This window comes from Arthrobacter sp. zg-Y1171 (assembly GCF_025244845.1).
Taxonomy (GTDB): domain Bacteria; phylum Actinomycetota; class Actinomycetes; order Actinomycetales; family Micrococcaceae; genus Arthrobacter_B.
This window is the reverse complement of the sequence record NZ_CP104264.1, coordinates 1,442,101-1,464,931: the sequence shown is the minus strand read 5'-3', so window position 1 is coordinate 1,464,931 and position 22,831 is coordinate 1,442,101. Positions and strand designations below refer to the sequence as shown.

The 22,831-nt window shown below is 66.7% G+C and carries 23 protein-coding genes; 13 read left to right on the top strand and 10 right to left on the bottom strand.

What is annotated here, in order from left to right; genetic code table 11:
• Positions 1-8 precede the first annotated feature (8 nt).
• Positions 9-608, top strand: a complete 600-nt coding sequence (locus N2L00_RS06765) for a V-type ATP synthase subunit D (protein ID WP_255863195.1) — start codon at positions 9-11, stop codon at positions 606-608.
• A gap of 35 nt (positions 609-643) precedes the next feature.
• Here the strand turns inward: N2L00_RS06765 and N2L00_RS06760 are convergent, their stop codons facing one another.
• The 5 genes from N2L00_RS06760 to N2L00_RS06740 all read right to left on the bottom strand — a co-directional run bounded on the left by N2L00_RS06760 (position 644) and on the right by N2L00_RS06740 (position 5,652).
• The gene (locus N2L00_RS06760) at positions 644-1,594 is read right to left on the bottom strand and encodes an aldo/keto reductase family oxidoreductase (protein WP_255863196.1); all 951 of its coding nucleotides are present in this window, start codon (positions 1,592-1,594) and stop codon (positions 644-646) included.
• A gap of 102 nt (positions 1,595-1,696) precedes the next feature.
• Entirely contained in the window at positions 1,697-2,365 is a 669-nt protein-coding gene (locus N2L00_RS06755; protein ID WP_255863197.1) for a cyclase family protein, read from the bottom strand.
• A gap of 3 nt (positions 2,366-2,368) precedes the next feature.
• Positions 2,369-3,778, bottom strand: a complete 1,410-nt coding sequence (locus N2L00_RS06750; protein ID WP_255863198.1) for a cytosine permease — start codon at positions 3,776-3,778, stop codon at positions 2,369-2,371.
• 10 nt (positions 3,779-3,788) lie between these two features.
• Positions 3,789-4,280 (bottom strand): nuclear transport factor 2 family protein, encoded by a 492-nt coding sequence (locus N2L00_RS06745; RefSeq protein WP_255863199.1) that lies wholly within the window; start codon positions 4,278-4,280, stop codon positions 3,789-3,791.
• A 205-nt stretch (positions 4,281-4,485) separates the two neighbouring features.
• On the bottom strand, positions 4,486-5,652 hold the full coding sequence (locus N2L00_RS06740) for an acetyl-CoA C-acetyltransferase (RefSeq protein ID WP_255765919.1): 1,167 nt from the start codon (positions 5,650-5,652) through the stop codon (positions 4,486-4,488).
• Between the two features lie 555 nt (positions 5,653-6,207).
• Here N2L00_RS06740 and N2L00_RS06735 point away from each other — a divergent pair.
• The 9 genes from N2L00_RS06735 to N2L00_RS06695 all read left to right on the top strand — a co-directional run bounded on the left by N2L00_RS06735 (position 6,208) and on the right by N2L00_RS06695 (position 15,966).
• The gene (locus N2L00_RS06735) at positions 6,208-6,834 is read left to right on the top strand and encodes a helix-turn-helix domain-containing protein (protein ID WP_255765918.1); all 627 of its coding nucleotides are present in this window, start codon (positions 6,208-6,210) and stop codon (positions 6,832-6,834) included.
• Entirely contained in the window at positions 6,831-8,117 is a 1,287-nt protein-coding gene (locus tag N2L00_RS06730) for an MFS transporter (protein ID WP_255863200.1), read from the top strand. Before N2L00_RS06735 ends, N2L00_RS06730 begins: the two co-directional genes overlap by 4 nt.
• 87 nt (positions 8,118-8,204) lie before the next feature.
• Positions 8,205-9,836, top strand: a complete 1,632-nt coding sequence (locus N2L00_RS06725) for a peptide chain release factor 3 (protein WP_255765916.1) — start codon at positions 8,205-8,207, stop codon at positions 9,834-9,836.
• 194 nt (positions 9,837-10,030) lie between these two features.
• Complete coding sequence (locus N2L00_RS06720) at positions 10,031-10,330, top strand: hypothetical protein (protein ID WP_260554475.1); 300 nt, start codon at positions 10,031-10,033, stop codon at positions 10,328-10,330.
• Positions 10,331-10,525: 195 nt separating this feature from the next.
• Positions 10,526-11,935, top strand: coding sequence for a DUF6421 family protein (locus tag N2L00_RS06715; RefSeq protein WP_255863202.1), 1,410 nt, complete (start codon positions 10,526-10,528; stop codon positions 11,933-11,935).
• Complete coding sequence (locus tag N2L00_RS06710) at positions 11,932-12,696, top strand: SDR family oxidoreductase (protein WP_255863203.1); 765 nt, start codon at positions 11,932-11,934, stop codon at positions 12,694-12,696. The genes N2L00_RS06715 and N2L00_RS06710 overlap by 4 nt, the downstream gene beginning before the upstream one ends.
• A 35-nt stretch (positions 12,697-12,731) precedes the next feature.
• The gene (locus N2L00_RS06705; RefSeq protein ID WP_255863204.1) at positions 12,732-13,814 is read left to right on the top strand and encodes a low specificity L-threonine aldolase; all 1,083 of its coding nucleotides are present in this window, start codon (positions 12,732-12,734) and stop codon (positions 13,812-13,814) included.
• Positions 13,815-13,936: 122 nt separating this feature from the next.
• On the top strand, positions 13,937-14,560 hold the full coding sequence (locus N2L00_RS06700; RefSeq protein WP_255863313.1) for a DUF3000 domain-containing protein: 624 nt from the start codon (positions 13,937-13,939) through the stop codon (positions 14,558-14,560).
• A gap of 83 nt (positions 14,561-14,643) precedes the next feature.
• A complete protein-coding gene (locus N2L00_RS06695; RefSeq protein ID WP_255863205.1) occupies positions 14,644-15,966 on the top strand; it encodes an HRDC domain-containing protein in 1,323 nt (440 codons plus the stop codon).
• Between the two features lie 18 nt (positions 15,967-15,984).
• Here N2L00_RS06695 and N2L00_RS06690 read toward each other — a convergent pair whose 3' ends face one another.
• Both N2L00_RS06690 and N2L00_RS06685 read right to left on the bottom strand, forming a co-directional pair.
• Positions 15,985-17,799 (bottom strand): hypothetical protein, encoded by a 1,815-nt coding sequence (locus N2L00_RS06690; RefSeq protein WP_255863206.1) that lies wholly within the window; start codon positions 17,797-17,799, stop codon positions 15,985-15,987.
• Positions 17,800-18,107: 308 nt separating this feature from the next.
• Positions 18,108-18,587: a GNAT family N-acetyltransferase gene (locus N2L00_RS06685; protein ID WP_255863207.1), complete on the bottom strand. Its 480-nt coding sequence runs from the start codon at positions 18,585-18,587 to the stop codon at positions 18,108-18,110.
• 64 nt (positions 18,588-18,651) lie between these two features.
• Between N2L00_RS06685 and N2L00_RS06680 the strand changes: the two genes are divergently transcribed.
• Together N2L00_RS06680 and N2L00_RS06675 are read left to right on the top strand one after the other, a co-directional pair.
• Entirely contained in the window at positions 18,652-19,095 is a 444-nt protein-coding gene (locus N2L00_RS06680; RefSeq protein WP_255863208.1) for an SRPBCC domain-containing protein, read from the top strand.
• Positions 19,096-19,133: 38 nt separating this feature from the next.
• Positions 19,134-19,679 (top strand): GNAT family N-acetyltransferase, encoded by a 546-nt coding sequence (locus N2L00_RS06675; RefSeq protein ID WP_255765907.1) that lies wholly within the window; start codon positions 19,134-19,136, stop codon positions 19,677-19,679.
• On the opposite strand, the gene N2L00_RS06670 is transcribed toward N2L00_RS06675, so the two are convergent.
• Positions 19,676-20,176 carry a DinB family protein gene (locus N2L00_RS06670; RefSeq protein WP_255863209.1) on the bottom strand — a complete coding sequence of 167 codons (501 nt, stop codon included), beginning with the start codon at positions 20,174-20,176 and terminating at the stop codon, positions 19,676-19,678. The genes N2L00_RS06675 and N2L00_RS06670 overlap by 4 nt on opposite strands.
• Positions 20,177-20,294: 118 nt before the next feature.
• Here N2L00_RS06670 and N2L00_RS06665 point away from each other — a divergent pair, with 118 nt between their 5' ends.
• A complete protein-coding gene (locus N2L00_RS06665) occupies positions 20,295-20,537 on the top strand; it encodes a hypothetical protein (RefSeq protein WP_255863210.1) in 243 nt (80 codons plus the stop codon).
• 117 nt (positions 20,538-20,654) lie between these two features.
• Here N2L00_RS06665 and N2L00_RS06660 read toward each other — a convergent pair whose 3' ends face one another.
• Together N2L00_RS06660 and N2L00_RS06655 are read right to left on the bottom strand one after the other, a co-directional pair.
• Positions 20,655-20,924, bottom strand: a complete 270-nt coding sequence (locus tag N2L00_RS06660; protein WP_255798001.1) for a GlsB/YeaQ/YmgE family stress response membrane protein — start codon at positions 20,922-20,924, stop codon at positions 20,655-20,657.
• A gap of 176 nt (positions 20,925-21,100) precedes the next feature.
• Positions 21,101-22,822 carry a bifunctional UDP-sugar hydrolase/5'-nucleotidase gene (locus N2L00_RS06655; RefSeq protein ID WP_255863211.1) on the bottom strand — a complete coding sequence of 574 codons (1,722 nt, stop codon included), beginning with the start codon at positions 22,820-22,822 and terminating at the stop codon, positions 21,101-21,103.
• Positions 22,823-22,831 lie beyond the last annotated feature (9 nt).

Sequence of the window (22,831 nt, the reverse complement as noted above, 5' to 3'; positions counted from 1 at the left end):
GTCCAGCTGTGAGCGGGTTCCGGTCCGGCGGCAGCCGCGCCGAGCGGTCCGAGGTGCAGCGGCGGCTCGCCACGGCCCGGCGCGGGGCCGAGCTGCTGGACCGGAAGCAGCGCATCCTGCAGGCGGCCATCGACGGCCTGCAGGAACGCGCCGATGAGGGCATCCGCGTCTGGGAAACCAGCGCCCGTGAAGCCGCGGTGTGGCTGCAGCGCAGTACCGGGCTGGACGGTGCGGACCGGCTGCTGGGGGCGGCCCCGCCGGACCCGGCGGTCGCCGTCGTGCAGTGGGGCGGGGCGATGGGCATCTCGTATCCCGAATCCGCATCCTGCACGGTGCCGACGTCTCCGCCGGCCGGCGGCAGCTCTGCCCTGGCGTTTGCGGCGTCGGCGCACCGGGCAGCCCTTGAGGCGGCCGTGGCCGCGGCGGCCGGGCAACGGGCGTTGCTGCTGGTGTCGGAGGAACTCGCCGCCACCCGGACGCGGCAGCGGGCAGTAGAGAATCGGTGGATCCCCCGGCTGGAGGAACAGTTGACCGCTATCGAACGCCGCATCGCGGAGCAGGAACTGGAGGAGAGCCTGCGGCTGCGCTGGGCTGCCGGGCTGATGTGAGGGCGCGGGCGGCCCTCAGCGGAACAAGGACCCGTTCAGGGCACGTTGTGGCCCGCTGCCTGAAGGAGTCCGTACCACTCGCCCCTGGTCAGCTGAATGTCCGATCCCTGTGCCGCATCGGTGACGCGCTGCGGCGTCGTGGTCCCGAGGACCACCTGCATCCCGGCCGGATGCCGGGCGATCCAGGCGACCGCGATCGCGGTAGGCGTCACCCCGTATTTCACCGCGAGCCGGTCGAGTTCGGCGTTCAACTCCGGGTAGTCGGGCGACCCGAAGAAGACGCCCCCCTGGAACCCTCTCTGGAACGGTGACCAGGCCTGCAGGGTGATCTTATTGATCCGGGCATAGTCGACCAGGCCTCCGCCGTCGCGGGTGATCGAGTCGTCATGGCTGGCCATGTTCGATGACAGGCCCTGGGCGATAATCGTGGAGTGCGTGATCGAGAGCTGCACCTGGTTAGCCACGATCGGCTGCCGCACCGCGGTCTTCAGCAGGTCGATCTGGCGCGGGGTGTGGTTGGAGACTCCGAAGGAGCGGACCTTTCCGCTGGACTCCAGGTGGTCGAAGGCACGGGCGACTTCCTCGGGTTCGACCAGGGCGTCAGGCCGGTGCAGCAGCAGCACATCGAGGTAGTCGGTGCGCAGCGCCTTCAGGGATTCCTCTGCCGAGGTGACGATGTGTTCGTACGACTGGTCGTAGCCCCATGGGTCGTCGACGATGCCCGTCTTGGTCTGCAGGCTGATCTGCCCGCGCTCTGAGGAGGTCAGCTGCAGCGCCTCGGCGAAACGGCGCTCGCACAGGTGGTAGCCACCGCCTGGGTGGTTGAACCCGTACAGGTCGGCGTGGTCGAAGAAGTCGATCCCCGCCTCGCGGGACGCCGTATACAGGGCACGGATCTGCTCATCGGTGTCGCCGGCGATGCGCATCATTCCCGCAATGACGTTGGGCACCAAAAGGTCGGTACTGCCGAAGGGCACAGTCTTCATTGGTTCCTCCAGGTGGGCTTTGGTCGGGGAGGCGTGTCCCGGGGCCCCAGCCTACCGGGTTGGTGCCGGGCAGGGTGCTGGACCGCCGGAACCGGGAACAGGTCAGGGCTTAAACGCCACCGCGCGCACGGGCGAACCGTCCAGCCCCTCCAGCCGCAGGGGCAGCGCCGAGAACCACGGTTCCGGCCACGGCACCTCGTCCAGATTCGTCAGGTTCTCGACGATCCCGCCTCCTGAGCCCAGGAACACATCGTGGAACGGCAGGAACGTTCCGCCCTGGGCCTGTCCGGGTTCCGCCGGTCCGGGAGTTGGATCCGGATTCAGGGTGTCGACGCCGACCAGCCGCACCCCGGCCGCCACCAGACGCTCGGCGATTTCGGCATCGAAGGTCGGGTGCTCCAGGTAGGCGGGCGTGTTGAAGTGCCGGGACCAGCCCGTGGAGAACAGCACGATGGTTCCGGGCAGCAGGCCCGCCAGTTGCCCGCTCACGTCCTTCCAGCTCAGGACGGTGTTGGCGGCGGACCCGGGCAGGGAAACGATCCGCGCGGGACCCATGAGGGCCTCCAACGGCATCGCGTCCACGGCAGTACCGTCCTGCACCGTATGCAGCGGCGCGTCCAGATGCGTTCCGGTATGGCTGCCCAGGTGCAGCTGCGCCACGGCGAAGCCGTCTGCAGCCACGGTGGCCGCACTGCGCAGCTCCACCGACGGGTCGCCCGGGAAAACCTGCATTCCGGTGCGGACCGGATGGCTGAGGTCAACAACCTGCATCGGCTACACAGTTCCGTCCGCAACCGGGGCGGGCTCGCTCAGGTGGAGGGACTGCGGCCGGCCTGAAACCACGCGGCCGGTCACCGCACACCAGCCGAGGTAGAGGACAAAGGTGAGCGCAAAGGTGGGAATGGTGGCCCCGAGCGGACTGGGCAGCACATAGGTCAGGAGCACGGAGGCACCCGCACCCACCAGCCAGGCCACCAGCGCCGCCGCGTTGACACCGCTCCGGAACCAGTAGCGCCCGCCGTCGCCAAGCAGGATGTCCGCGCTGTACGAACGTTTCTGCACTACGTAATAGTCCGCGATCATCACCGCGAACACCGGAATGAACAGTGCGCCGATGACGGTCAGGAAGGACGTGAAGCTGTCCAGCAGGCCCAGCCAGGTGGAACCGAGGACGGACACGGCACCCAGCACGACGGCCGTGGGAAGGAAACGGATCCGCCGGGACGGCACCATGTTCACCACGGAGGAGACCATGCCGTACACCACCATGGTGTTGGTCGCCATCACGGACAGGAAAATCACCACGGCCAGCGGCGCGCCGAAGATCGCCACGATCAGGGCCGGATCGAAGCCCACCGCCTCGCCGCCGTCGAGCACAACATAGCCGATCGCGGTGGCGCCCAGCGCCATGGCCAGAACTGTCGAGACCACGTAACCGACGGCGGAGCCGGCCACGCCGGCGGTCTGGGACTTCGCCAGCCGGTTGAACTCGGCGGAAAGGACCGTCCAGGAGATGGCCGTGGCAATGACGACGTCGAGCACGGAGATCGCTGACATCCCGGCATCGGCGTCCCGCGGAATGGCAGCGAAGTCAGCCACCGGGAATTCCCGGAACGCGACGGCGAAGACGTAGGCCATGATGGCCAGGATCACCAGGGCCAGCCACGGCTCCACGCGGGCGATGCCCTTGTGGCCGAAGATGGCCAAGGCCACCACCAGCAGCTGGCAGAGCACGGAGAAGAGGACGGGGCTGGAGAAACCGGTGGCGCGTTCCACCAGGAAGTTCACCGTGACTCCGGCAAGCATGGCCTGGACCCAGCTCCAGCCCATCAGGATGACCACGTTTGCGGCCACGGGCAGGAACGAGCCACGCAGTCCGAAAGACCCCTTGGTCAGGGACATGGTGGGCAGCCCGGTGCGCGTGCCCATGTTGCCCACCAGCACCAGGACGCCTCCCCCGATCAGGGTGCCCAGCACGATCATGCCCAGGGCCATGGGCCAGCTGACGCCGGGAACGAAGAGGGTTCCGGTGAGCAGGGTGGTGACCACCAGGTTGGCGGCCAGCCAGATCATGCCGATGCGTCCGACGCCGAGGGTGCCGCGGAGCGGGCCGTAGCCCTCGGCGTCCTTGTCGAGGCGGCGGGAGAGACGGGTCCAGGCGGACGGCTGCCCGGTTGCTGACATTGGATTCCCCTTAGGCAACGACGACGACGGGCGTGGGGCCGGCTTCGGCGCCTTCTGCGGCGCCCGCATCCGCCGGCTCGAGACTGAAGCCGGGGTCCGGCACCGGGGAAAGATGCTCGTGAACTGCCAGGATCCGGCCCCCGGACCGGGTGAAGACGATCGTTTCCCGTTCCCGGGTGGTCGCCGTGGCGCCGGGGGTGCCAGCCGTTGTCAGCACCGTGTGGCTGAACACCGCGCTGGTGCCGTACACCTGTACATGTGCCTCGGTACTCTCACACGACGTGACCGACCAGCCGTCAGCTAGCCAGAATGCCCAGAGCGCCTCGTATTCGGCACGGCTTTCAAGCCTGGCCGGCTCAGTGTGGAAGACGAACGTAGCGTCCGGAGCGAACGCCGCGAAGTACTCCTGCGTGTCTGTGCGGGAGAACGCGGCGACCAGGCGGGCCGCCGCGTCCACGACGTCGGTTTCGGACAGGGACTGGGCCGGAGTGGGGGTATCCATGGGCCAGCCTTTCAGAACGGGCTGCGGGCAGCGTTAGCGGATGGGGCGATCCTGAAACGCACCCTTAGGAAACAAGTGGTGCGTATTAGAAAACCTGCTCCAGTCTGATGTGAGCGCTGTCACGTGTCAAACGAGCGGGACCCGCTCGGTGGTGGCCGGCCCGCGCGTGCCGCCCGTCGCCCGCCGCGTGTGCCGCCCGTCCCGCCTACAGACGGAAGCCCTCGTCCAGCCGCTCGATGATGGTGACGTTCGCCTGGCCGCCGCCCTCGCACATGGTCTGCAGGCCGTAGCGGCCGCCCGTGCGTTCGAGTTCATGCAGCAGGGTGGTCATGATCCGCGCACCGGTGGCGCCGATCGGGTGGCCCAGGGCGATGCCGCCGCCGTTGACATTGACCTTGTCCATATCCACGCCGAGCTCACGCTGCCAGGCCAGCACCACGGAGGCGAACGCCTCGTTGATTTCAAGCAGGTCCATGTCATCGATGCTCATCCCCGTGCGCTTCAGTGCATGGCGGGTCGCTTCGATGGGGGCACTGAGCATCATGACCGGATCATCCCCGCGGGCGGAGATGGAGTGGATGCGGGCCCGCGGCTTCAGGCCGTAACGGCGCACCGCGTCCTCGGAGGCGAGCAGCAGGACGGCGGCGGCGTCGGAAATCTGCGAAGAGGTGGCGGCCGTGAGGTGCCCGCCCTCGGCCAGCGGGGCCAGGGTGGCGATCTTCGCGCGGTCGGGATCTCGGGGGCCCTCGTCCGCGGTGACCCCGTTCATGGCGAGGATTTCCCGGTCAAAGCGCCCCTCGGCCTGCGCGGCGATGGCCCGGACGTGGGATTCGACGGCGAAGTCCTCCATCTCCTCACGGCTCAGCCCCCACTGCTTCACCATCATTTCCGCGCCGATGAACTGAGAGATCTGCTGGTTCCCGTAGCGCTTCTCCCATCCCACGGAACCGGCGAACGGGTTCGGGAAGCCCAGCTCCTTGGCCGCGGAGTTGGCGAAGGACAACGGGACGGAGGACATGCTCTGCACGCCGCCGGCAATCACCAGATCACTGGTGCCGCTCATAACGGCCTGCGCCGCGTAGGACACGGCCTGCTGGCCTGAGCCGCACTGGCGCTCCACGGTGGTGCCGGGGACACGTTCGGACAGGCCTGCCGCGAGCCAGGAGGTGCGGGCAATATCCATGGCCTGCGGTCCCACTTGGTCGATGGCACCGAGGATGACCTCGTCATACTCTTCGGAGTCGATTCCCGTGCGCCGAACCGTTTCGGCAATCACGTGCGCGGCGAGGTCGGCAGGGTGGATCTTGCTCAGCCCCCCGTTGCGCTTGCCGACGGGAGTGCGGACGGCGTCGATGATGAACGCTTCAGCCATGGTCGAGGGCCTTTCGTCGTTGTAAGGCAGGTTGGCACCAAGTCTTCGGAACCCGGGGCGGCACTCGATGCACAAGGCATGTGCCGTGCACCACAATAAGCGATTCTGACGCGCCGGTAACCAGACCGGCGGTATGTGTCCGGCCGTGCCGCCTTCCGGCCTGGCCAGCCCTCCGGTTTGTCCAGATCCCCGGCCCGAGTCCCTCCGGTTTGTCCAGATCCCTGCGGTTTGTCCACAGCCCAACCCGGCCCGAGTCCCTCCGGTTTGTCCAGATCCCTGCACTTTGTGACATTCCCTGCGCTGCGCGGCGTAGGGATCGCGACAAACCGGAGGGATTGCGACATAACGCAGGGATTCAGCGCCGGGCCCCGCACCGTCCGCACGATCGCCGCGGCCCCAACACAGCAACGGGCGGACGCAGGCCCCGCACCATCTACCCAGCCCCAGCACCGAGCCACACCGGCCCCGCACCCGAGCACTTGCTCGATTTCCTCCTCCCGGAACCCAATCTAAAGAACCCTTGCTAAAGATTCCTTTAGGACCTAGCCTCAACCCATGAACCAAACCCCGGACCCGGCGGAACCCGGCATCAAACGGCACGCGGCAACCCCGGGAGCGCCCGGCGAGCAGGTGTTCGCCGATCCGGTGCAGATCCGCGCACTGGCGCATCCGGTCCGGCTGGAACTGCTCGGCCATCTGGACGACGCCGGAACGGCCACGGCAACTCAGTGCGCCGCCGCCATCGGCGAATCCGTAGCCAGCTGCTCCTACCACCTGCGCATCCTGGCCAGGCACGGCTTCATCGAACAGGTCCAGCAGGCCGGGCGCGAAAAACCGTGGAAGACGGTTGCACTCCACCGCTCGCACGTCATCGATCCGAAGGCGCCCGGCTCCGTACACGCGGTTTCCGCCGTGGCCGCCATAGAGGTGGACCGCCAGCTGGCACGCATCCAGTCCTGGCTCCGCCGCTCCCCCGCACTCCCTCCGGAGGACCTCGAGGTTTCCACGGTGCACGAGGCCCGCACCTACGCCACCCACGAAGAAATCCTGCAGCTGCGCGAAGACCTGTGGCAGTTGGCCCGACGCTTCGAAGGCCGCTGGGAGAACCCGGATCAACGCCCCGAAGGAGCGGTCCCGGTCCGCCTGTTCTCCGTCCTCAATGTCGATCCGGGGCAGGAATGACCACGGCGCCGCCGGCAGTGGGCACCAACCGCGACGTCCTGCGCGTTCCCGGCTTCCGGAGACTGGCGTTGGCCTGGGTGTTCTCCAACTTCGGCGACTCGGTGCTGTTCCTGACCGCCGCCATCTGGGTCAAGCAGCTCACCGGCAGCGACGCCGCCGCTGGCCTCGTCTTCGCGGCCCTCGGCCTCCCGGCCCTGCTGGCGCCCTTCACCGGGCGGCTGGCAGACCGTTACCGGCGTCGACCGCTGCTCATCATCAACAACCTGGGCGCCGGCGTCGTCGTCCTGGCCCTCCTGGCTGTCCGCGGCGTCGACACCGTGTGGCTGGTCTATGCAGTCATCTTTGTTTACGCCATTTCCTCCTACATCACTGCAGCCGCCCAATCCGGACTGCTCCGCGACCTGCTGGACACCCGCCTCCTCGCCCCCGCAAACGGCATCCTGAGCAGCATCGACCAGGGCCTGCGCATCGTCTCGCCGCTGGCAGGCGCCGGGATGCTCGCCCTCTGGGGAATGCACACCGTTGTACTGCTCGCCAGCACCTGTTTCCTTGCGGCCGCGCTGATCCTGGCCACCTTGAAACTGGCCGAAACGGTCTCTGTCCGGGACGCCGGTGAGACGTTCTGGCAGAGCACGACGGCGGGTGTCCGGTTCATGGCACGGCATCGCCTGCTCGGCCGCGCCCTGCTGACCCTGGGTATCGCCATGGGCGCCACCGGCATCCTCAACGTGACCGTCTTCGCCACGGTGGAGCAGGGCCTGGGGAAGCCGCCGGAGTTCCTCAGCGTGCTGCTGGGCGCACAGGGAGTCATGGCGGTATTGGGCGGGCTCACGGCCAGCCTGCTGATCCGGCGATTCGGGATCCGCCGCTGCATGGTCTTCGGCGTCGCCCTGCTCGCCGGCGGCGTACTGACCACCGCGCTGACCGTCCTGCCCCTGGTGATGGCCGGCGCCGCGGCGGTCGGCACGGGCGCTTCGTGGATGATCATCGCCTTTGTCACGCTGCGCCAGGAGGAGACACCGCCCGGCATGCAGGGGCGGACCGCGGCCGTAACGCAGGTAATGACCAACCTTCCCCAGGTCGGGGCCTCGGTGCTTGCGGCGGTGCTCATCGGGATCCTGCCTTACCAAGTGCTGGTGGCGGCCATGGCCGCCGCCAGCCTGCTTGCGGTGATGCCCCTGCTCTCCCGGCGCGCACGGTCGGTCGGAGACGCGCGTGGCGACGGCGACGACGGCGGCACCGACACACCCGTCCGGGTGCCCGAGAGAGGACGGGTAGAATGAAAAAGCTGTGTTCTGAGCAGCCGACTGCCCGGCAGCAAGCAGTTCCCCCGCCGGCAGTCCCACCCACCAGAGTCTGAAAGCAGCGGAGTGTCCCAACAGGTTTCCACCCCCGTCAGCGCCACCGCCACCAAAGAGATCATCAAGGAGTCCGCCCGGCGGCGTACCTTCGCCGTGATCTCGCACCCCGACGCCGGTAAGTCCACGCTCACCGAAGCGCTGGCTCTGCACGCCCGGGTGATCGGCACGGCCGGTGCCACCAACGGCAAGGAAAACCGCCGCGAAACGGTCTCCGACTGGATGCAGATGGAAAAGGACCGCGGCATCTCCATCAGCTCCACGGCCCTGCAGTTCGCGTACCGCGACACCGTGATCAACCTGCTGGACACGCCCGGCCACGCCGACTTCTCCGAGGACACGTACCGCGTCCTCGCCGCGGTGGACTGCGCAGTGATGCTGGTGGACGCCGCCAAGGGCCTGGAAACCCAGACCATGAAGCTCTTCGAGGTCTGCCGCGCCCGGAACCTGCCCATCATCACCGTGATCAACAAGTGGGACCGGCCCGGCCTGGATCCGCTGGCCCTGATGGACGAGATCACCGAACGCACCGGCCTCGAGCCGATGCCGCTGACCTGGGCCGTGGGCATCGCCGGCGATTTCCGCGGCGTCTGGGACCTGCAGAAGGACGAATACGTCCACTTCGAACGGCAGAACTCCGGCGCCTCGCTGGCGAAGGAAGAACACTTCAGCCCCGAAGACGCCCTGGCCCGCGAAGGCGATGTCTGGACCGATTCGCTGGACGAAGCCGAGCTGGTCATCGACGGCCGCGAGTTCGACCGCAACAAGTTCCTGGACGCCAAGGCCACCCCCATCCTCTTCTCCTCGGCAGCCCTGAACTTCGGCGTCAAGCAGATCCTGGACGCCCTGGTGGATCTGGCGCCGTCGGCCTCCGCCCGCGAGGACAAGGACGGCGGGCTCCGGCCCGTCGAGGCGCCGTTCTCTGGCTTTGTGTTCAAGGTGCAGGCCGGCATGAACAAGGCCCACCGCGACCACGTGGCGTTCATCCGTGTCTGCTCCGGCATCTTCGAACGCGGCATGGTGGTCACGCATTCCAACACCGGCAAGACCTTCGCCACCAAGTACGCGCAGCACCTGTTCGGCCGCGAACGCGAGGTCATCGACCAGGCGTACCCGGGCGACGTCGTCGGGCTGGTCAACGCTTCCGCCCTGCGGGTGGGCGACAGCCTCTACGTCGAGGAACCGGTGGAATACCCGCCCATTCCGTTCTTCTCCCCCGAACACTTCCGCGTGGCCCGGTCCCAGGACCCCAGCCGCTACAAGCAGTTCCGGCGCGGCATCGACCAGCTCGAGCACGAGGGCATCATCCAGGTGCTGCGCTCGGACCGGCGCGGCGATCAGGCACCGGTCCTGGCCGCCGTCGGCCCGATGCAGTTCGAAGTGGTCGAGGACCGCATGACGCAGGACTTCAATGCGCCCATGCGCTACGAGCAGCTCTCCTACTCGCTGGCCCGGCTCACCACGGCAGACGCCGCGGAAATCCTGTCCAACGTGCATGGGGCCGAGGTCCTGGTCCGCACCGACGGCGCCTACGTGGCCGTCTTCAACGACGTCTGGGCGCTGCGGCGGGTGGAAAAGAACCACCCGGAGGTGTCCCTGACGGTCATCGGTACCGAATCGCCCAACAGCAGCCGCGGCTACTAGGCGCTGCTGCCCGCACGCCTTCGGACTCCGTGAAGGGATTCCTCCCAGGCGCACCGTTCGGTGCCAATCTGCGCTAGCCTGCCCGAATGATGCGCAAAGGGATAGCGGGATGCTGGGTACTCCTGGCTGCCTCACTGCTAACGACGGGGTGCGGGGGCGGCGCGGGCGCGGCGCCGGCTGACCCGGCCGGAACGATGGATCCCGCACCGGCAGTGCATCCTGCCCCGCAGATCGAGTGCACGAGCGGCGCGGACGCGGCGCCCGCCGGACCGGTGGAGGTCGTAGAACCCGCACCTGCGGGCCAGTCTGCCACTCCGGAACAGCCCACCCCGCCGGACCAGGCTGCCCCCGAGGCAACGCCTACTGACCCCGATCCCTGCGCGCTGTCCGTCTCCCACGCGGCGGAACCCGGCGAGGCTGCCGAGGCGTTGGAGTACTGGACACCCGAGCGCATGGAAAGCGCCATCCCCGAGATGCCCACGGTGGACAAATAGCACCGGACCACTGTCTGACCCCAAACAGAAGCAAAGCTACCGGAGTGACCCCGGCCACATTGCCCGAGCATAAGTATTCCTAATCTTTAGGCGGCTTTCAGGTAAGCGTTAGGAATTTGTGAGTATGCTGGCCGCAACTACTCCACCTGCCGCCCCCGGTCTCACGGGAAGGCCCTTCCCGGAAGGCACTGCACCATGTCCTCCCCTGTTTTCCCCTCACTCTCCCGCCCGGTTTTCGCTGCCGTTACCGCGGACGTCCGGCCCGAGGAATCCGAAGCCTGGACGGCGCTCAAGCAGGCGGCCACGGCCCTGCAGCCCCTGCAGAACAAGAACGGATCCGTGGACCCCGAGCACCACGGGCAGGCGGTTGAACTGATCGGAACCATTGCCGCTGCCGTCACGGCCCTGGCTCCGGCCTTCCCGCACGACGCCGGGTATCTGCATCTCGTAGTGGAAGACTTTGAACGCTGGGTGGACGGCGGACTGGACAAGGAACCGGATTTCCTGGATTCGCTGATGGCCTTCGCCCCGCAGCAGGACCGCGTGAACGGCCTCTCCCATCTGGTGGTCTTCCCCATGTACACCCAGAACGGCAGCACCAACCGCCTCGTGGAAGCCGTGCTGATCGAGGTTATCTGGCCTGAATTTGTCGCCGAGCTCGAGGCCGGCGAGTACTCCAACGGGCTCTTCGTCCCCATCCGCTTCCTGGACTTCACCCCCGGCTACGACACCAACTCCGCCGTACTCTTCCCGGAAACCGTGGCCGTGCGCGAAACCCCCGCCTTCACCTGGGGCGCCATCTTCGCCGACCGCGAGGCCGCCCGCTTCCGCAAGGTCCTGGCCGCGGCCGCGGACATCACCTCGCTGCAGCTTCCCGCCGAGGCCGCCGAACTGCTGAACAACCAGCAGCTCACCGAGGAAACCTTCATCATGTGGGACCTCATCCACGACCGCACCCACATGCGCGGGGATCTCCCGTTCGATCCGTTCATGATCAAGCAGCGCATGCCCTACTTCCTCTACTCCCTGGAGGAACTGCGCTGCGACCTCACCGCCTTCCGCGAAGCCGTGAAGATCCAGCGGAACGAGGACGCCCCCGAGGAAACCCGCCGGCACGCCCGGCTGGTCCAGTACGCGGTGATCTTCGACCGCATCTTCCGCTTTGCGATCACCGGCAGCCGGGTGCGCAACTACGACGGCCTCGGCGGCCAGCTGCTCTTCGCCTGGATGCACCAGAACCACGTACTCCACTGGACCGACGGAAAGCTCAGCATCGACTGGGAGGAAACGGCCGACGTCGTCGTCCGGCTGGGTGCCGAAATCGAGGAGCTCTACTGGCGTTCCATCGACCGCCCCAAGACCGCGCACTGGCTTGCGGCGTACGATCTGGTGGCAGGAACACTGACGCCGAACCCGGCCTCGGTCTGGGCCCGCGGCCCGCAGGCCCTGCCGCTGGACGGGCCGCCGCGCGGCCTTACCGACCAGGTGCTCGACGACGAATTCCCGCTCTCCATGTTCTACGAAGCCCTGTCCAAGAAGATGGCCCCGGTAATCGAATCCACGGCCGGGATCACCGGCTACAGCACGGGAGGCACCCCCGAATGAGCACTGAACCCGGCACGGCAGCCCCGGTCCCGCTGAAGGGCCGGACTGTCCTGGTGGCCGGCGCCGGAAGCCCCTCGGGCACCGCCGTCTGTAAAGCCCTGGAGGCGGCGGGTGCCAAGGTGGTTGCGGTAGGCCGCGATGCGGCACGGCTCGAGAACACGCTGTTCCAGCTGTACGACGCCGACCTGCGCACCTGCGACCTCAGCGACGCCGGCGAAGTGGCGGCCCTGGCGGCCGACGTGCAGGAAATCTACGGCGGGATCGACGGACTGATCCACCTCGTGGGCGGCTGGCGGGCCGGTACCGGCATCGGCTCCCAGAGCGAGCAGGACTGGGACTTCCTGGAAACGAACATCCTGCGCACCCTGCGCAATGTCAGCCGCAGCTTCTACGACCAGCTCGAGGCCTCCCCGGGCGGGCGGCTGGCGATCGTCTCCTCCACGGCCGTGGAGTCCCCCACAGCCGCCGGCGCGGGATATGCGGCTGCCAAAGCCGCGGCCGAAGCCTGGGTCCGGGCCATCGCCGCGGGTTTCCGCGGCGCCCAGTCCGGACGGAAGGAAAACTCGGAACCCCAGCGCGCCGCCGCCGTCGTTTTCGTGGTCAAGGCATTGGTGGACTCCGCTGAGCGCGCCGCAGCCCCGGACCGCAGGTTCCCCGGCTACACCGACGTCGCGGACCTGGCCGCCGCCGTCGTCCGGCTCTTCCAGCAGGATGCCGCAGAGGTCAACGGGCAGCGGATTCGCCTCGTACCGGCGACGTGACCTGAACTACATCAAGGTAAGAGATACTAGGAACCGTGACTGACATACTCCCCCTGCACGACACCGCAATTAAGGCTTTTGCTTCCGACAACTACTCCGGTGTCCATCCGGAAATCCTCGCCGCACTGACCGCCGCGAACCAGGGCCACCAGGTGGCCTACGGCGAAGATGTGTACACCGCGAAGCTGCGCGAGGTTTTGACCGACCAGTTCGGCAACCACATCCGCGCGTTCCCGGTCTTCAACGGCACCGGCGCGAACGTCATCGCCCTCCAGTCCCTGCTGCCCCGCTGGGGTGCGGTCATCTGCCCGACGACGGCGCACATCAACGTGGACGAGAACGGCGCACCGGAGCGGATCGGCGGCATGAAGCTGCTGGGCATCCCGACCGACGACGGCAAGCTCACGCCCGAGCTGATCGACCGTGAGGCGTGGGGCTGGGGCGACGAGCACCGCGCGCAGCCGCTGGCCGTTTCCATCACCCAGTCCACCGAGCTCGGCACGCTGTACACGGTGGAGGAGATCGCCGCGATAGCGGACCACATCCACGCACGCGGAATGAAGCTGCACATGGACGGCGCCCGGCTGGGCAACGCCGCCGCAGCGCTGGGCGTTTCCTTCAAGGAAATGACCGCCGACGCCGGCGTGGACATCCTCTCCCTGGGCGGCACCAAGAACGGGATGATGTACGGCGAGTGCATTATCACCTTCGACCCGGAAGCCTCCCCCGGACTGGATTACCTGCGCAAGATGAACATGCAGCTGGCCTCCAAGATGCGCTTCATCTCCGCCCAGTTCGTCGCCCTGTACGGTACGGACCTGTGGCACCGCTCGGCCTCGCACGCGAACGCCATGGCGAGTCGCCTCCGCGCCGCCGTCGAGCAGATCGACGGGGTGGAAATCACCCAGCCCAGCCAGGTCAACGCTGTCTTCGCCAAGCTGCCTGCCGGTGTCGCCGACCGCCTGCGCGGCGACTTCCGGTTCTACGACTGGGACCAGTCCACCGGTGAAGTGCGCTGGATGTGCACCTTCGATACCTCCGAGGATGATGTTGATGCCTTCGCTGCGGCCATCGCCCGCGAAGTCGCTGCGGATCCGGCACCGCTGGCCGCCCGCTGAGCCGCGGTTACCTGCCGTCCGGCCGCTTCCGCGGCATGGACGGCAGGTAACGAAACGGCCACAGCGGCGAGCCTGCCCCGCCCCCGGCCCTGCACAGCCCGTAGTCTGCGGAGGTGAGTGCAATAGGTGACCTGTCCCAGGTACCCCCGGATTTCCTGACCGCGCTCGGTGCCCTGCGCCGGGCGGCCTGCCGGTCGGAGCTGAAGCTGGAAGAAATCCCGGCACCCACGCGGCTGGCCCCGTATGCCGTTTCCCTCGGCGCCGAGGTTCTGGCCCCCGGCCCCGTCGGTCCGGGCAGCCTGCACGGACCCGCCGCACCGCCGGTCCCCGACCAGCTTGAGCTGGCCACCGGACGCTTCATCCTGCTCCACGATCCCGCCGGCTCCCCCGTCTGGAACGGCACCTTCCGCATCGTCACCTATATCCGCGCGGAGCTGGAACCGGACATGGGCAATGACCAGCTGCTCGGCTCCGTCGCCTGGACCTGGCTGGTGGAAGCGCTGGAGCAGCACGACGCCCGATATTCCATGGCCGGCGGAACGGCCACCCGGGTGCTGTCGGAGAGCTACGGCACCCTCGAGCGCCGGGACGATTCGATCGACATTGAACTCCGCGCCTCCTGGACCCCGGCCGACGCCGATGTGCAGTCCCATCTGGAAGCCTGGTCGGACATGGTGTGCACCTTCGCCGGCCTGCCCCCGCTGCCCGACGGCGTCACGCCCCTTCCCGGCCGACGCCGGAGCTGAGCGCTGCACCTGCCGGAGGCGCGGACCCGCGGGCTGTCCCCGCTGTCCGCAGCCGCCGGCTTCCTCGGTAGAATGGAATCCTTATGACCGCGCACATACCCGGCACGACCGAAAACCAGTCCAGCACCACATCCGATTCAGCCGCGGAGCAGCCGGAGCCACAGCCGATTCCGGTGCTGGAAATACCGCGGGACGGCGTGCCGCTGGTCATTGATTCCCAGCGCGGCCTCGAACGGGCCGCAGCGGCCCTGGCCGCGGGCACCGGCCCCGCCGGTGTCGATGCCGAACGCGCCTCGGGATTCCGCTACGGCCAGCGCGCGTTCCTGGTCCAGATCCGCCGTGAAGGCGCCGGTACCTGGCTGATCGATCCGGAAGCCTTCGATGACCTGCGCATCATCAACGACGCCCTGAGCGGCGTCGAGTGGATCCTGCATGCGGCGACCCAGGACCTGCCCTGCCTTTCGGCACTGGGCATGTGGCCCGACAAGCTTTTCGACACCGAACTGGCCGCGCGCCTCGCCGGACTGCCCCGCGTGGGCCTGGCGGCCGTCATCGAAGCCCTGCTCGGCTTCTCGCTGGCCAAGGAACATTCGGCTGCGGACTGGTCTACCCGCCCGTTGCCCGAACCGTGGCTGCGTTACGCCGCGCTCGACGTCGAGGTCCTCGCCGAGCTGCGCGTGGAACTGATCCGCGTCCTGGCGGAAGCCGGCAAGCTGGAACTGGCCGAGGAGGAATTCGAAGCCATCCGTACCGCTCCGCCGGCGCCTCCGCGGGTGGATCCCTGGCGCCGCACCTCCGGCATGCACCAGCTCCGGGACCGCCGCCAGCTGGCCGCCGTCCGCGAACTCTGGACCGAACGCGAGCACCTGGCCGAGCTGCGGGACACCGCACCCGGCCGGCTGATTCCGGATTCGGCCATTGTCGCCGCCGCCCGGGCCATGCCGACGACCGTGCCGCAGCTGCTCAAGACCCCCGGCTTCCACGGCCGCGCGGCACAGAAGGAAGCTCCGCGCTGGCTCCGCTGCATCTCCGCGGCGCGCTCTACTGCGGACCTGCCCCCGCTGCATATCCCGACCCATGCACCGCCGCCTCCCCGCGTCTGGGCCAAGAACGATCCGGCAGCCGCTGCCCGCCTGCAGACCGCCAAACCGCGGCTCACCGCGCTGGCGGAGAAGCTGAACCTGCCGCTGGAGAACCTGCTCACGCCGGACCATCTGCGGCGCCTGGCCTGGCGTCCGCCCGCCGAAATCAACCTGGAGACCGTGGGCGCCGCACTGCGCGACCTCGGTGCCCGGGAGTGGCAGATCGAGCAGACCGCCGCTGTCCTCACCGTGGCCTTCCTCGATCCGGACCCGCTGGAGGAAAAGCCGGCTGAGGACAAATCCGCCGGCCACCGCGGCCGCTAGCGGGTAGAGCCTGGTTCCCTACTGCTTCCAGGTGGTAATCCGGTGGGCATGCTCCGGCAGCCACTCCTGAAGGGGAGCCACCAGTTCCGGGTCCACAACCACGTCAAGGTCCATGGAGGACTCCAGGATCGGCTTGATGGCATCGGGTACCCGGTTCGGGCCCTTGTACAAGGGCTTCAGCATGGAAATCGCCGGCTGAACGCCTTCTGACCAGATACCCTGCAGCGTCAGCGACCACTGCGCCATCAGCAGCGGATCAGTGCCGACGTCGTGCCCCACATAGATAAACGGCTGCCTGCCTGGAACGGCCATGGCCTCGAGCTTCTCGATTGACTTAGGGAGACGCCCGGACAGTGACTCGTCCTGGTTGACGGCAACCTCCGAGCCAAACGCCGAGGCCTTCAATCCCTTTTCGTCCAGGCCCGTGTACGGGGCACCGAAGAAATGTGTGGCGCAGAGAGTCGCGACGACAGATGCCGCGGTGACCATGCGCCGGTCAGAGACTACGCGGATTCGCGGGAGCAGAAGTTCAGCGGCACCAATGACTGCGCAGGCCACCGCAACCAGTTCCACTGCCAGCATCGACTTGTGGAAGTAATACGTGATCTCGTCGGCGCTTGCGAGCTGGAACACTGCCAAGGCAATGAGCAGCACGGCGGCATAGAGCGGTGTGGCAAGAAGCCAGCCCGAATGCTCAGCCCTCTGGATGGTGCGGGACCGGGTCCCGCGTGACGCTGCCAGGGCCCAGACCACCACGACATTCGCCATAACGAAAATAAGGGTATGGCCGGGATCCGCTTCACTCATCCCGCCGTCAGTGTTCAGCACTTCGCCTGCAGACAGTTTCCGAAGCTGCCAGGCGGCAGCCAGTACGCCTGCGAAGCCAATGGCGATAATCAGGACCTGGCCTGTGAGTTCCGGCCAGCGCCAATCGCGGCGATGCGACAGCAGATACGCGGCATAGACGATAACCGCCGGGAGGCAAAGGACGAGCAGCAGGATCCAGCCATGTGCCACTCCAACAACGGCAAGCACCAGAGCCGCTGACGAGACAAGAGGATGCAGGAGTGTCCGCAGGTGCACCAGCGCTATAACGGCAATGCAGAGGGCCACAGCAAGTCCGAAGTTCGGGAACGCGTTGAACACCGGGATGGCCCCCGGGCCCACAACCCAGGCAGTGCAGGCCAATGCCGTCAACGGTGCCGTCACTGCAAGACGGCGCCGGAACACCGGCAGGGCAGTCAGTGCCGAAACCACCAAAACCGTCCCGAGGATGGAACTGACCCCCACAAGCTTGAGGAACAGGGTAGCTTCCCCGGCGGCGTCCATGGCTTCACTGCCCATGGAAATCTCCGCAAGGGACGCCAGCAGGGCGTGATAGCCCTGCGGATACGACGAGGCGGTCCACGAGCTGCCGTCGAATGCCGGTGGAAGCACCGCGATCACCGAGCCGTGGTTCCGGATCATGTTGAACATGTTGAAGTGCGGCACAAAATCCCAGGACCGCGTCAGGAGGAACAGGGTGGACTCGAGACTTCTCGAGAAGAGGTAATTATGGACAATCCAGGTTGACGCAGCGCCGGCAAGGAGCGGAAGAACGTCCATCGAACGGAACTCCGGCAGCAGCCTCCGCAGGGACAAGCCCCTGGCAGCCACAGCACCGGCCGAACCACACAGGACCCCCGCTGCCAGCGCCAACAGGATAGTGCCCCGGTCCGTAAACAGCAGGTCGGCTCTGACCCACCACAGGAACGGGGAAATGCCGGCAAGTCCAATGATGCCAAGCAGGATCCGAAGCGAAAAAGACCTGGCGACGGGCGTAAGGATGATCATCCCGGCCAACAGGACCAAACTGCCCCACCCGACCAGTCCTCCGGCTGCCCGGACTGCCACGACTGTCCCAAACCCGGCAGCGGAGCAAAGCAGGGAGACCAACACCCACGTGAATGTGGCACTGCGGGTGCGGCGCGCGGCCCGATGGGAGGACGACAAATGACGCGGGAGCGCAGTGCTCTGTTCGTCGGTGGCTGTTGTTCTGATCTCGTCCCCCGTTAACTATCCCGAAAAATCCCGGCGTCTTACAATACCAGCAGTGTGCCATCGGCCTGCCCCCTCCGTGATGCACGGAACGCCGCCCGCTCCTAGCCAGTGGCTGCTGACCCTCCCAGATCCAGTTCAAGCACCCATGCCTGCGCGGTTTCCCCGCGTGGATCGATCACGAATCCCAGCCCCTGGTAGGCCCGCAGGGCGACGGCGTTCCCCTTGGCGACCCTCAACCCCGCGCTTCGGGCGCCCTCGGCGCGGGCCCGTCCCAGGACCAACCGCATCAGCCGTTTCGAAAGCCCCTGCCCCCGGAACATCGGGTCCACGATGACCCGGGCAATATGCGCGTGCCCGTTCTGCACGGTCAGCTCGGCATGCCCCAGCGGCGAACGCCCGGCACACATTACCCAAGAGCTAAGTCCCGGCACGGCTGCCGGTTCCGCGAACTGTGCACCGGTTGGCGGCCACGACAGCCGGGGTCCGGCAAACATCAAAAGCGCGGCATCGTCGGGAATCCAACTGATGACGGTGTCCAGGTCCCGGGAAGTACGTGGGCGCAGGGATAGCGGTTCAGGCATGTATGGATTATCGTCACCCGCGACGGCACCCGGTAGTGCCACCCCTCAGGAAAGCGGATCCACTATGGACGAGACAGCTTCGACGATCTACCGCACGCACATCGCAGCCACTCCCGGCCGGGTCTGGGCAGAGCTGACTGCTGCCGGCACCCCGAAGGCCTGGATGTGGGACTCGGTCCTGACCGGATCGTTCGCGGAGGGTAGTTCCTATGCCTTCCGCTACGACGGCGAGGACCTGATCACCGGAACGGTCCTGACGGTGGAGGCTCCCGTACGCCTGGCCCTGACCTTCAACCCGGAATGGGATGGAACGGTGGCCGCCGAACCTCCCGGTGTCCTCGAATACACCCTGGAACAAGCCGGAGACGGGTGTGATCTCACCGTCCGCATCACCGGACTGCACGGTGCCTCCGCCATCTCCGTGGACCATGACACACCGGGCATCTACGCGGGACTGAAGACACTGTTGGAAGCAATACCCGTGGCCGGACAGGCGGAACCTGTCTAGGGGTTGGGCAGCCCTGTCCCAGGGCGCAATAATTGCGGATGCCACTTCTCGCGCAGACCCCGGACACACTCCAAGTGGGGAGGTTCACCCTCCACATCCTGACGGCGGCGGACTGGCGCCTTGAGCAGGCCCTGTCCAGGGACGGCGACGTCATCCGCTGGACCCTCTTCCCGCCGGACCTCAGCGAGGATCGGGCCCGCTACCGGATGAGCCGGGCAGCGGAAGCCCGCGGCGAGAGCCTCCTGGCCCGGTACTCGCTGCGGGAGGGCAAGGAGGTGCTGGGCACAGCGGGAATCTCATCCACGGTGGACGGCACGCCGGAGCTTATGTATGCACTGTTGCCCTCCGGCCGCGGCCGGGGCGCCGCCACTGCCGCCACGCGCGGACTCAGCGACTGGGCCCTGGCCAGCGGCATTCCCAAGGTCGCCCTGCGCACCATTTACGGAAACAGCCTGAGTGAGGCTGTTGCGCGCAGGGCCGGATTCCATCCGGTGCGGACCGAGCAGCAACGCCAACGCGGTGCACTCGTCAAGATGTACTACTGGACCCGGTCCGGTTCGGACGGCACTCGGCTGACGGACTAGTCGCCGGTGGAGCCGTCCAGCAGCTCGCGCAGAATGTCCAAATGGCCGCAGTGCCGGCCGGTTTCTTCAATCATGTGCACCAGCACCCAACGCACGCTCTGTTCCCCATTGCCGCCCCGGCAGCGGTCCTCCAGGCCATACCGCGCCAACACTTCCCGCGACCGGCGGCAGGCAGCGTCATAGTCGGCAAGCAGCCGGTCCAGGCTGTCTGACTCGGAGACGCGGAACTCGCCGTCCGGGTCCTCGTCGGACCACCGTGTCCGCACCCCCTGCTGCCCGTCTATCCGGCCCTGGAACCAGAACTGCTCGACGTCGGTCAAGTGCTGAACGAGTCCGGAGACCGTTGTCAGGGAGGGCAGTAGCTGTTTGGCGCCGTCGGAATCGCTGAGTCCTGCCGCCTTCAGGTGCACTGTGGCCCGGAAGTAGTCCAGGAAACCGATCAGGGTCTCACGTTCGCCTGCTGTCTCGGGCGGGTCCACCCGGATGTCATTTTCCATGGCCCCAATCTAAGTGTTCTTCCCCTTATCGGCCGTATTTACATAGGGTGCCGAACAGGTTAGGGTGGTAATCCCTTGGTTTAGACGCGGGCCCGGGTTCCTCTGTTTAGGATTCTCAATGACCCAACGTCCCATTGTTTCCATTGACCTGTTCGCGGACTTTTCCGCAATGACGGACAGCACGCTTGAATCCCTGTGCGATCAGGCGTTTATCCAACTTGAAGACGGCCCCCTCGTTGAAGGGCTTCTTGCCTTCTACCTCTCCCTCCAAGCGGAGATTCGAGATCGTGAGGCCCAAGCCGTTCCGAGGACGATGCTCCCGGCGGAGCAGCAGAGCGGCTGGCAGCCCGTTTCGGCCTAGACCGGGCCCGGCCCCTAGGCATTTTTCCGGCTGGCAAAGCAGCCTTAAACCAAGCCGTCCCGGCACCCAGCGCGTTGTACGCGCCGGGTGCCGGGACGGCTTGGTTAATGGTGCGGTCTAGCGGCGTACCTGGTTGCCCTTGCCGCGGCCGGCAACGCCCTCGGCGACGCCGATCAGCAGGACGGCGGCAACAACGGAGACGATGAAGCCAAGGATGTTGAGCTCCCAGATGTCTCCGGTGCCCAGCAGGCTGGCGATGACTCCGCCGATGACGGAGCCGACAAGGCCGAGAAGGAGGGTCGCAACGATTCCCAGGTTCTGCCGGCCCGGCTTGATCAGCCGCGCGAGGGCTCCGATGACAAGCCCTGCAATGATGAATCCGATCATGGTTCTGGTCCCTTCGTAGCGGTGCAGGCAACGGGAGCACGAGGCGCCCGCGCGTTCTGCAGTTAAGCTTAGACAAAACCCGCTGGATTTCCTAAGCGTGCTGTCTAATTCGGCTTGGACAGGCCGGGATAACCGGACGATTGGGTCCGGCCAGCCCGGCAGTGTCAGCTGCCCTGCTATCCGAAGACAGGCACCCCGTTGCGAACCAGTCGCCAGTTGTCCTCGGCGAAATCAGCCGGATCCACGGTCCCCTGGGCCACCACATAGTCGATGAGCAGCTGCCGGATTTCCGTCTGCTGGTTCACCAGCACCGGAGCCGTGGAAATGTGCGGGAAATTCCCGCCGCCTGACTGCCGGTAGTTGTTGGTTGCCACGGCAAACCGCTGGGCCGGATCCACCGGAGCCCCGTTGAAGCTCAGGTTGACGATGCGCTCCCCCACCGGGCGGCTGATGTCGATGTCGTAGTCGACGCCGGACATCATGTCGTAGTTGTAGTCGGGAGTGCCGCCTGCGTTGGTCAGGGTGGCGGGATCCACCGGTGCGCCGGGGGCGGTCTGGGTGAAGTACTTCGCCGAGTACTCCAGGTAATCCTTGACCTGTGCGCCGGTCATTTCCACGCCGAACAGGGTGTTCGGGAAGACGTACAAACCGGCGAGGTCCCGGATGGTGACCGGACCGGCGGGGATTTCCGCGGTGCGGCTGAAGGGTGCCACCAGCGAGAGCACCGGCAGGTCGGCGTTGGGGCCGCCGTCGAGCGCCCGGTCCACCGCCTGGGCCTGGACGGAATTCACGAAGTCCATCACGGCGGTGTCGCGGTACCGGGACTCCTCCGCGGGCATTGACTCGGTGGCGTTGCCGACGGGCGTGTTGACGTAGTCGATCACGCGCTGGTGCTGTTCGGCCACCAGTTTGGAGACCACGGGGTCCGCCTCGACGGTGTTGGCGTTCAGCAGGGATGCCGACGCCGAGGTCACGTCCCACTGCCCCCGCACCTTGGTCAGTTCGAAGTCCATAACGGACAGGCGCATGCCCCAGTTCAGCGGCTCGGTCAGCAGTACCTTCTCGCCGGTGGTCTTGTTGGCGACGAACCGTTCAGGGATTTCCTGATGGGCATGGCCCACCAGGATGGCGTCGATGCCGGGCACGGTTTCAGCCAGCTGGGTGGAGGCGTTTTCCAGCGGCAGGTCGTCGCCGTAGGAGGAGGTGCCGGAGGTTCCCGAGTGGGAGCTGACCACCACCACGTCGGCGCCGCGTGCCTTCATTTCGGGAACGTATTTCTGTGCCTGCTCCACGATGCCGGGAAATTCGAGCTTCCCGTCAACGTTGTTCTTGTCCCAAATGGCCACCCCCGGATTCGTGAGTCCCAGGATCCCGACCTTCACGGGTTTGTTGCCCTTCGTCTTGACCGTCTTGATGATGTACGGGGTGAAGGCAGGTTTGTCCGTTGCTGCGTCCACGGCGTTGGCCCCGAGCAGCGGGAAGTCCAACTGGCCTTCAAACTCGCGGAGCAATTCGAGGCCGTAATTGAATTCATGGTTGCCCAGTGCGGCGGCGTCGTAGTCCATGGAATTCATTGCCGCAGCCATGGGATGGATTTCCCCGGTCTCCGTGATCGGCTCCGTGTTGGCGAAATAGTCGGTCAGGGAAGTGCCTTGGATGGTGTCGCCGGCATCTATAAGCATGGTGGATTCCACGCCGCGGTCGGCGCGGACGGAGTCCACCAGTGTGGAGACCTTTGCCAATCCGACGTCGTTGTGTGCTGCGTCGTCGTATTCGCCGTCCTTGAAGTAATCCCAGTTCTCGACATAGCCATGCATGTCGGAGGTCCCCATGACCGTGACACTGGTCTTCTGGTCCTTGCCGGCATGCTCGGGCGGCGCGGCTGCTGCGGGTGTCATCGACACGAG

What these genes read in the sequence shown, in the direction of transcription:
- N2L00_RS06740 (WP_255765919.1), bottom strand. Translation starts at nt 5,652, where the DNA reads ATGGCTGAAGCGTTCATCATCGACGCCGTCCGCACTCCCGTCGGCAAG.
- N2L00_RS06750 (WP_255863198.1), bottom strand. Translation starts at nt 3,778, where the DNA reads ATGTCAGCAACCGGGCAGCCGTCCGCCTGGACCCGTCTCTCCCGCCGC.
- N2L00_RS06690 (WP_255863206.1), bottom strand. Translation starts at nt 17,799, where the DNA reads ATGATCATCCTTACGCCCGTCGCCAGGTCTTTTTCGCTTCGGATCCTG.
- N2L00_RS06745 (WP_255863199.1), bottom strand. Translation starts at nt 4,280, where the DNA reads ATGGATACCCCCACTCCGGCCCAGTCCCTGTCCGAAACCGACGTCGTG.
- N2L00_RS06675 (WP_255765907.1), top strand. Translation starts at nt 19,134, where the DNA reads ATGCCACTTCTCGCGCAGACCCCGGACACACTCCAAGTGGGGAGGTTC.
- N2L00_RS06720 (WP_260554475.1), top strand. Translation starts at nt 10,031, where the DNA reads ATGGATCCCGCACCGGCAGTGCATCCTGCCCCGCAGATCGAGTGCACG.
- N2L00_RS06755 (WP_255863197.1), bottom strand. Translation starts at nt 2,365, where the DNA reads ATGCAGGTTGTTGACCTCAGCCATCCGGTCCGCACCGGAATGCAGGTT.
- N2L00_RS06710 (WP_255863203.1), top strand. Translation starts at nt 11,932, where the DNA reads ATGAGCACTGAACCCGGCACGGCAGCCCCGGTCCCGCTGAAGGGCCGG.
- N2L00_RS06660 (WP_255798001.1), bottom strand. Translation starts at nt 20,924, where the DNA reads ATGATCGGATTCATCATTGCAGGGCTTGTCATCGGAGCCCTCGCGCGG.
- N2L00_RS06760 (WP_255863196.1), bottom strand. Translation starts at nt 1,594, where the DNA reads ATGAAGACTGTGCCCTTCGGCAGTACCGACCTTTTGGTGCCCAACGTC.
- N2L00_RS06670 (WP_255863209.1), bottom strand. Translation starts at nt 20,176, where the DNA reads ATGGAAAATGACATCCGGGTGGACCCGCCCGAGACAGCAGGCGAACGT.
- N2L00_RS06655 (WP_255863211.1), bottom strand. Translation starts at nt 22,822, where the DNA reads ATGACACCCGCAGCAGCCGCGCCGCCCGAGCATGCCGGCAAGGACCAG.
- N2L00_RS06730 (WP_255863200.1), top strand. Translation starts at nt 6,831, where the DNA reads ATGACCACGGCGCCGCCGGCAGTGGGCACCAACCGCGACGTCCTGCGC.
- N2L00_RS06665 (WP_255863210.1), top strand. Translation starts at nt 20,295, where the DNA reads ATGACCCAACGTCCCATTGTTTCCATTGACCTGTTCGCGGACTTTTCC.
- N2L00_RS06695 (WP_255863205.1), top strand. Translation starts at nt 14,644, where the DNA reads ATGACCGCGCACATACCCGGCACGACCGAAAACCAGTCCAGCACCACA.
- N2L00_RS06715 (WP_255863202.1), top strand. Translation starts at nt 10,526, where the DNA reads ATGTCCTCCCCTGTTTTCCCCTCACTCTCCCGCCCGGTTTTCGCTGCC.
- N2L00_RS06735 (WP_255765918.1), top strand. Translation starts at nt 6,208, where the DNA reads ATGAACCAAACCCCGGACCCGGCGGAACCCGGCATCAAACGGCACGCG.
- N2L00_RS06685 (WP_255863207.1), bottom strand. Translation starts at nt 18,587, where the DNA reads ATGCCTGAACCGCTATCCCTGCGCCCACGTACTTCCCGGGACCTGGAC.
- N2L00_RS06680 (WP_255863208.1), top strand. Translation starts at nt 18,652, where the DNA reads ATGGACGAGACAGCTTCGACGATCTACCGCACGCACATCGCAGCCACT.